This window comes from Picosynechococcus sp. NKBG042902 (genome assembly GCF_963864045.1).
In the GTDB taxonomy this organism is placed as follows: domain Bacteria; phylum Cyanobacteriota; class Cyanobacteriia; order Cyanobacteriales; family MRBY01; genus MRBY01.
Window position 1 is genome coordinate 68,439 of sequence record NZ_CAWLTV010000060.1, and the last position, 7,187, is coordinate 75,625.

7 protein-coding genes are annotated in these 7,187 nt (G+C 52.8%); 6 read left to right on the forward strand and 1 reads right to left on the reverse strand.

Annotated features, from left to right (window positions below):
* Window positions 1-181: 181 nt before the first annotated feature.
* Window positions 182-442, reverse strand: coding sequence for a hypothetical protein (locus tag AACR41_RS04150; RefSeq protein ID WP_152551019.1), 261 nt, complete (start codon window positions 440-442; stop codon window positions 182-184).
* A gap of 103 nt (window positions 443-545) precedes the next feature.
* On the opposite strand from AACR41_RS04150, the gene ggpS reads away from it, so the two are divergent.
* The 6 genes from ggpS to AACR41_RS04180 all read left to right on the forward strand — a co-directional run bounded on the left by ggpS (window position 546) and on the right by AACR41_RS04180 (window position 7,102).
* Window positions 546-2,048, forward strand: a complete 1,503-nt coding sequence (ggpS, locus tag AACR41_RS04155) for a glucosylglycerol-phosphate synthase (protein WP_030007709.1) — start codon at window positions 546-548, stop codon at window positions 2,046-2,048.
* 147 nt (window positions 2,049-2,195) lie between these two features.
* On the forward strand, window positions 2,196-3,896 hold the full coding sequence (gene glpD / locus AACR41_RS04160) for a glycerol-3-phosphate dehydrogenase (RefSeq protein WP_030007710.1): 1,701 nt from the start codon (window positions 2,196-2,198) through the stop codon (window positions 3,894-3,896).
* Between the two features lie 196 nt (window positions 3,897-4,092).
* Window positions 4,093-5,034 carry an NAD(P)H-dependent glycerol-3-phosphate dehydrogenase gene (locus AACR41_RS04165; RefSeq protein WP_339367123.1) on the forward strand — a complete coding sequence of 314 codons (942 nt, stop codon included), beginning with the start codon at window positions 4,093-4,095 and terminating at the stop codon, window positions 5,032-5,034.
* 125 nt (window positions 5,035-5,159) lie between these two features.
* Complete coding sequence (locus tag AACR41_RS04170) at window positions 5,160-5,810, forward strand: phosphoribosylanthranilate isomerase (RefSeq protein ID WP_030007711.1); 651 nt, start codon at window positions 5,160-5,162, stop codon at window positions 5,808-5,810.
* Window positions 5,803-6,399, forward strand: a complete 597-nt coding sequence (locus tag AACR41_RS04175) for a molybdenum cofactor guanylyltransferase (protein ID WP_030007712.1) — start codon at window positions 5,803-5,805, stop codon at window positions 6,397-6,399. Before AACR41_RS04170 ends, AACR41_RS04175 begins: the two co-directional genes overlap by 8 nt.
* Before the next feature lie 25 nt (window positions 6,400-6,424).
* Window positions 6,425-7,102: a hypothetical protein gene (locus AACR41_RS04180; protein ID WP_030007713.1), complete on the forward strand. Its 678-nt coding sequence runs from the start codon at window positions 6,425-6,427 to the stop codon at window positions 7,100-7,102.
* Window positions 7,103-7,187 lie beyond the last annotated feature (85 nt).

Here is a 7,187-nt window from a genome sequence, read left to right on the forward strand (position 1 = left end):
TCGACGGGCTTTCACCCCACAGATAACCGTTTAAATAAAAAGTCCCACCCATAATAAATCATTATCTTTCCCTCCGGCAAGCCATCACTAACTCAGCCAAAAACATAAACTGAGAAAAATGTTATAATGAAAAAGTGTCCAATTGAATACGATGGCCATTTATCGACCATTTTTGTAGTTTTTACGGCCCATGAAACAAGCCCTCGGAAGTTTTGAAACCCAGCTTCCCCAGGTGAGCTTCCCCACTAGATTTGCCGTTCGTCGGGAAATAATGGCAACGCCCTTTACACTGGGCCCCTAAATATTTGTTGGTGAGCATCGCCCCAGTGTTGTGCCTCTGGTTGTGGGGAGTAAGTTCAAGGCTAGAGCCAATGGTTGATTTGGGTGCTGTGTAACGGCGATCGCCAACGGTTTGCCCCCCAAGATCCAGGTTGCAAATCATTTTTACCCGGTGCCCCCGGCCCACAACATCTGCTGGACACAGGCCCATTGTTACCGCAAGCGGCCTTTTTTTATCTGAACCATACCAACCCCTGGAGGTCTTAATGAAATCTTCTCTCGTCATTCTCTACCATAGGGAACCCTATGATGAGGTGCGCGAAAACGGTAAAACCTTCTACCGTGACAAAACAAGCCCTAACGGGATCATGCCGACCCTCAAAAGCTTCTTTGCCAACGCCGAACAAAGCACCTGGGTCGCTTGGAAACAAATCTCTGGCAAACAACAAGAAAAATTCCAAGCCAAGATGGCATTTCCCGGTCAGGAAAACTCCGTGGTTCACCGCATCCCCCTGTCCGCCGACCAGGTTAAAAACTTCTATCACATCACCTCAAAAGAAGCCTTCTGGCCGATTCTGCACTCCTTCCCCTGGCAGTTTACCTACGACTCCTCAGACTGGGAAAACTTCAAACAAATCAACGAAATGTTTGCCGAGGCTGCCTGCGAAGATGCCGATGACGATGCTCTGTTTTGGGTCCATGATTACAATCTCTGGCTGACCCCCTACTTCATCCGCCAGAAAAAACCCAACGCTAAAATTGCCTTTTTCCACCACACGCCATTTCCGAGTGTTGATATTTTTAACATTCTGCCGTGGCGTGAAGCAATCGTAGACAGCCTCCTCTGCTGTGACCTGTGTGGCTTCCATCTGCCCCGCTACGTGCAAAATTTTGTCGCCGTCGCCCGGAGTTTACGCAAGGTCGAAATTACCCGCCAAGTGCCCGTCGATGAGCACGCCTTTACTGCCGTAGGCACCGCCCTCGCAGAACCCGAAATTACCACCCAGTTGAAATATAAAGATCACCTGGTGAATTTGGATGCTTTCCCCGTGGGCACAAACCCCACCCAGATCCGTGCCCAGGTAGAGAAAGCCAGTACCCAGGAGCGAATCCGCAAAATCCGGGAAGAACTGGGCAGCAACAAGCTGATTTTGTCCGCTGGACGGGTGGACTACGTGAAGGGCACCAAGGAAATGTTGGTCTGCTATGAACGCCTACTAGAACGGCGACCGGAGTTGCAAACCAAAGTGAATCTGGTGGTTGCCGCGGCCAAGGCTGCCTCTGGGATGCGGGTTTACAAAAATGCCCAAAGTGAAATTGAGCGACTCGTAGGTCGGATCAATGGTCGCTTTGCCAAGTTGAACTGGACCCCGATTTTGCTCTTTACCAGTGCCCTCTCCTACGAGGAACTTCTCGGTTTCTTTGGGGCCGCAGATATTGCCTGGATTACGCCGCTGCGGGATGGCTTGAATCTGGTCGCCAAAGAGTATGTGGTCGCCCATGGTTGCGATGATGGGGTCTTGATCCTGTCAGAATTTGCGGGATCAGCGGTGGAACTGCCCGATGCGATCCTCACCAACCCCTACGCGGCGAAGCGGATGGATGAATCCATTGATCAAGCCCTGGCCATGCCCGTCGAGGAACAACAGCGGCGTATGAAGAGTATGTACCAGGCGATCCAACGCTATGACGTGCAGCAGTGGGCCAATCATATGTTCCGGGAAGCCAAGGCAACGGCAGTCCTGGGTAAGGAGCCGACCCCCGTCTAGGTCGTTTTTTTGCTTAACCTGGGGGAGAGGCGATCGCCGCCCCAAAAATCCCCTGGGTTGGGTAGTGAGACAAAAACGGTGGATTGCACCAGTCATGACCCAAGCCGACTAACCGCACAAGTTTGACCCTAATTCCCAACCTGAATAATGCGAGATTTTCAAACCATTCAAAACACAACCTACGATCTAATCATCATTGGTGGCGGCATTAATGGCGCTGGGATCGCCCGGGACGGGGCCTTACGGGGCTTAAAAACCTTGCTCATTGAAAAGGAAGATTTCGCCAGTGGCACCACCAGTTGGTCTACCCGTCTGATCCATGGGGGCCTCCGTTACCTAGAGTATTTAGAATTTCATCTAGTGCGGGAGTCCCTCCACGAGCGGGAAGTGCTCCTGCGTACCGCGCCCCACCTGGTGCAACCGCTTCAAATGACGATCCCCCTCTACAAAGGGGCGGCCCGGGGCTACTGGCTCATCCAAGCGGGGATGTTGCTCTACGATATTTTGAGTTTTGATAAAACGGTGCCCTCCCACCGGATGTTGAGCGCCCGCAAGTTCCAGAATCTTTTCCGCACGGTGCGATCGCAGGATGTGGTTGGGGCCGCCCAATATTACGACGGCCAGGTAGAATACGCCGAACGACTCTGTTTAGAAAATATTTTGGATGCCCAGGCAGCGGGGGCCACGGTTTTAAATTACACCGCCGTCACAGCTCTCCAACGGGATGAGAATACCGCCACAATTCAGGCGATCGCCTGTGAAGATCAACTCACGGGCCAAACCTTTACAGTCCAAGCCAAGGGCAGCATCGTTGTAAATACCTCCGGCCCCTGGGTTGATGAAGTCTGTCAGTTGGGCCGCGCCGCCGGCGAAGCCAAACCCATCGGCACGGAACAAAAAATGGGCGGTACCAAGGGAAGCCACATTGTCGTTGATCCGTTCCCCGGTGCTCCCCAAGCCGCCCTCTATGTGGAAGCGGCCAGCGATAATCGCCCCTATTTCATCATTCCTTGGTTGGGTAAATACCTCATTGGCACCACGGATCTGAAATATATCGGCAGCCTCGATCATGTGAAGGCCGACAACGACGAAATCGATTATCTCCTCGCCGAAACCAACCGGGTGTTACCATCGGCCCAGCTCAGTCGGGCTGATATTCGCTTTACCTATTCCGGGGTGCGGCCCTTACCCTATGTGGGGGATAAAAAACCCGGCAGCATTACCCGCAGTCATATTTTGTTTGACCATAGTCCTGAAGGGGCAAGAAATCTCATTTCCCTAATTGGTGGAAAACTGACTACCTACCGGCAGGTGGGCGAAGAAATGGTGGATTTGGTCTACCGCAAATTGAATCGTCCCGCTCCCCCTTGTCCCACTCGCAAACGGACTTTACCGGGGGCGATCGCCGCCGATTCCCACACCATTGAAACCATGATCCGTCGTTATACACCCACGGTTGATCGCACCACGATCCAACACCTGTTCCGGATGTATGGCGCTAAAGCCCCGGAAGTCCTCGCCCTTGTAGATGATGCCCCTGACCTGGGCGATCGCCTGGTGCCCTATCTCCCAGATATTAAGGCCCAAGCGGTCTATGCGGTGCGCTCTGAACTTGCCCATAACCTCAAGGATATTTGCCGCCGCCGCACCACCCTCGCGATGTTGGCCAACTACGGCTATGATGCCCTGCCGACCCTCGTGGCGGCCCTCAAAACCCACTGTGGTTGGGATGATGCCGAAGGCGATCGCCAAGTGGCCGATTACAAAACCTTCATTGAGCAGAACTGTCTGCCTGACTATCGCATTGAGGCCCAGGCCCAGGCCTCAAAAACAGAAGTTTATTCCTAACGGTTTTGCCGTAGATCCTTACTTACACTAAAGCAAACAACTTCACCGGTAGGCGGTTGGCGTTGTTTTCGTTCCCGACTCAAGTTTGTTAGACCCGATTTTTCTGAGAAGATAGATGACAACCATTTCTCCCAATGACCTTGACCAAGACGCCCAATCCCTTAATACTGTTGTCCCGACAATACGTCTAAAGTCTGTGAATACAAACCGTAAAACCATTGCCATGCTGGGGACTGGGGCCTGGGGTTCCGCCCTCGCCACCCTAGCCGCCGTGAATGACCATGATCTGCGGCTCTGGTCGCGCCGGGGTGAGCTTTCTCTCGAAGAGGCGATCGCCGACGCTGACATCATCATTTCGGCCATCTCCATGAAGGGGGTATCCGACGTGGCAGAGCAACTCAAGGCGATTTCTCTCCCCGCCAAGGCAATTATTGTGACGGCCACCAAGGGTTTAGATCCCAAGACCACCCGGACTCCGTCTCAAATTTGGCAAGAAACTTTCCCTGACCACCCAGTAGTCGTGTTATCGGGGCCAAATCTCTCGAAGGAAATTGAAGCTGGTTTGCCCGCCGCGACGGTAGTAGCCAGCACTGACCTAGAGGCCGCGGAAACCGTCCAAGAAGTATTTGCGTCCGACTGTTTCCGAGTCTATACCAACAATGACCCCCTGGGCACTGAATTAGGCGGCACCCTAAAAAATGTGATGGCGATCGCCGTGGGAGTCTGCGAAGGCCTCAAGCTCGGTACCAATGCCAAATCAGCTTTAATTACGCGGGCGTTGCCGGAGATGATTCGCGTAGGGGCGCACTTAGGAGCCCAACCGGAAACCTTCCTGGGTCTTGCAGGGCTGGGAGATATGCTTGCTACTTGTACCAGTCCCCTCAGTCGCAACTATCGCGTGGGTTACGGCCTGGCCCAGGGCAAATCCCTAGAACAGATTCTCGAAGAACTGGGAAGTACCGCTGAAGGGGTAAATACCACCGCTGTATTGCTCGATTTGGCTAACCGTGAGGAAATTCCGATCCCCATTTCCCGGCAAGTTTATCGTCTTCTCAAGGGGAAAATTACGCCCATGGAAGCGGTGACAATGTTGATGGAACGGGATCTGAAGCCAGAAGCCTGTGATCTGCTGGAATAAAAGTGATCTCTATGGCCCCAGAGCTCTAGTTACAAAGATTTCAAACATGATTAGGGGCGATCGCCGCCTCTTTTTTTGCGGTGTTGTGCTAAATTCGCACCATGGTTATGGCGTAGGGAACTTTCATGCGGATAAAAATTTGTGGGCTGACCCAGATAGACCAGGCCCAGGCGATCGCCAAGGTGGGAGTAACGGATCTGGGATTTATTTGTGTCCAAAAATCGCCCCGGTATGTGACGCCCACCCAACTGGCAACCCTGACGGAAGCCTTGCCCGCGCACATTGGCAAAGTGGGTGTTTTCGCGAACCAGACATTGTCTGAAATGCTGGCAATCATTAGTCAGGGCAACCTCACCACCGCCCAACTCCATGGCGATGAATCCCCAGAATTGTGCCAGCAACTCCGCCAGCAACGGCCCGACCTGGAAATTATTAAAGCCCTGCGGATCCGCGATCGCCGCTCTTTAGAATGGGCAAAACAATACGAAACCGTGGTCGATGCACTGCTCCTCGATGCCTACGATCCCCAACAACTCGGCGGGACGGGCCACCAGATTAACTGGGATGATCTGCGCCAATTTCGCCCAGCAATTCCTTGGTTCCTCGCGGGGGGCCTCAATCCCGATAATATTGCCGTCGCCCTGGGCCAACTGCATCCCGATGGCATCGATCTGTCGAGCGGCGTAGAACTGTCCCCCGGCATTAAAGACCTCAGCAAAGTTCAAGCCTTGATGACTGCTCTCCAGATGATCGCCTCCCAGCCCCTCCATGCCTAATTCTGTGCCAATTTTTATTTTGCTTGGCGGAAAAAGCCAGCGCATGGGCACCGACAAAGCCCTTTTGCAATGGGGTGAACAAACCCTGCTCCGGCGTACCCTTGAGATAGCCACGGCCCTCAGTGACGAAATTTATCTCTTGACCCCCTGGCGCGATCGCTATCAACCCTATCTCAGCACCACTGTCCACTGGCTCGATGATCCCGCTCAACAGGGGGGACTCGTTGCTTTACATCAGGGTATGAAAACCCTCAATCTCCAGGGCTGGGTTTTACTGCTCGCCTGTGATCTGCCCAAGCTTGACCAGGGGCAATTAGAGCAATGGCTCAAGCAACTCGCAGCAATTCCAACAAACTACACCGCCGCCCTCGTTAATCAAGGGCAATTTTATGAACCCTGCTGTGGTTTCTATCGCAATACGGCCCAAACTTCGCTCCAACAATTTATCGATCAGGGGGGGCGCTCTTTTCAAAAATGGTTAGCCACTGTGCCTGTTTTTTCGCTGGCGATCGCCAACCCAGCAATGCTCTTTAATTGCAACACCCCCGCCGATTTCGCTACCTTGAAGACGCAACCGCCCTCGCCGTAGCCAATCAATTGACCGACCCAGTGCCATGCAACAAACCGCCCTTAACCTAATCGCCATCGGTGTTTTCTTGATGACCATGACCAGCCTTTTGGGAGGGATTTTTCAGTTGTCTCCCTTTGTCCCCGCTGGCATTACCGCTGCCGTGATGGCCTTTGCCACCGTGGATACGTTCAATTGGCAAGGGCGAGGCATGACCTTATTCCTTGATTTGTTTACCCCCGCCGAACAGCGCCAACGCATTTTGCACCACGAAGCGGGCCATTTCCTGGCGGGTTATCTCCTCAGCATTCCAATTACGGGCTACAGTCTGACCCCTTGGGAAGCGATTAAGCAGGGTCAAACGGGTCAAGGAGGCGTCAGTTTTGATCTCGAAAGCGTCGAAGCTTCCCTCAAAAATCCCCAGCAGATGAATCTTTTACTCGAACGTCTCAGCACCACCCTAATGGCAGGGATCGCCGCCGAAACGACGATCTACGGCAAAGCCCTAGGGGGAGCCAACGACCGCGACCAACTCCGCCAACTGTTAGCTAAACTCGGCATTTCTGTCGCCAGCTACCAACAACGGGAGCAATGGGCCCTACTCCAAGCAAAAAACCTCTTAGATCGCCACCAAGATGCTTTCCAAAATTTGGTCACCGCAATGGCTGACCGCGCCCCCCTAGAAGAATGCTTTTCCCTTTTAAATGACGAATCCCAAGCCTAATAATTTGATCAAACTCAAAAATAAGTGTTGTTGGCGAACATTACATTTACATTAAAAGCTTTATATTATTAAGCCTGCTAACGAT

Excerpts from the sequence above, each read along its gene's own strand:
- AACR41_RS04180 (WP_030007713.1), top strand. The coding sequence starts at position 6,425 with ATGCAACAAACCGCCCTTAACCTAATCGCCATCGGTGTTTTCTTGATG.
- AACR41_RS04175 (WP_030007712.1), top strand. The coding sequence starts at position 5,803 with ATGCCTAATTCTGTGCCAATTTTTATTTTGCTTGGCGGAAAAAGCCAG.
- ggpS (WP_030007709.1), top strand. The coding sequence starts at position 546 with ATGAAATCTTCTCTCGTCATTCTCTACCATAGGGAACCCTATGATGAG.
- AACR41_RS04150 (WP_152551019.1), bottom strand. The coding sequence starts at position 442 with ATGATTTGCAACCTGGATCTTGGGGGGCAAACCGTTGGCGATCGCCGT.
- glpD (WP_030007710.1), top strand. The coding sequence starts at position 2,196 with ATGCGAGATTTTCAAACCATTCAAAACACAACCTACGATCTAATCATC.
- AACR41_RS04170 (WP_030007711.1), top strand. The coding sequence starts at position 5,160 with ATGCGGATAAAAATTTGTGGGCTGACCCAGATAGACCAGGCCCAGGCG.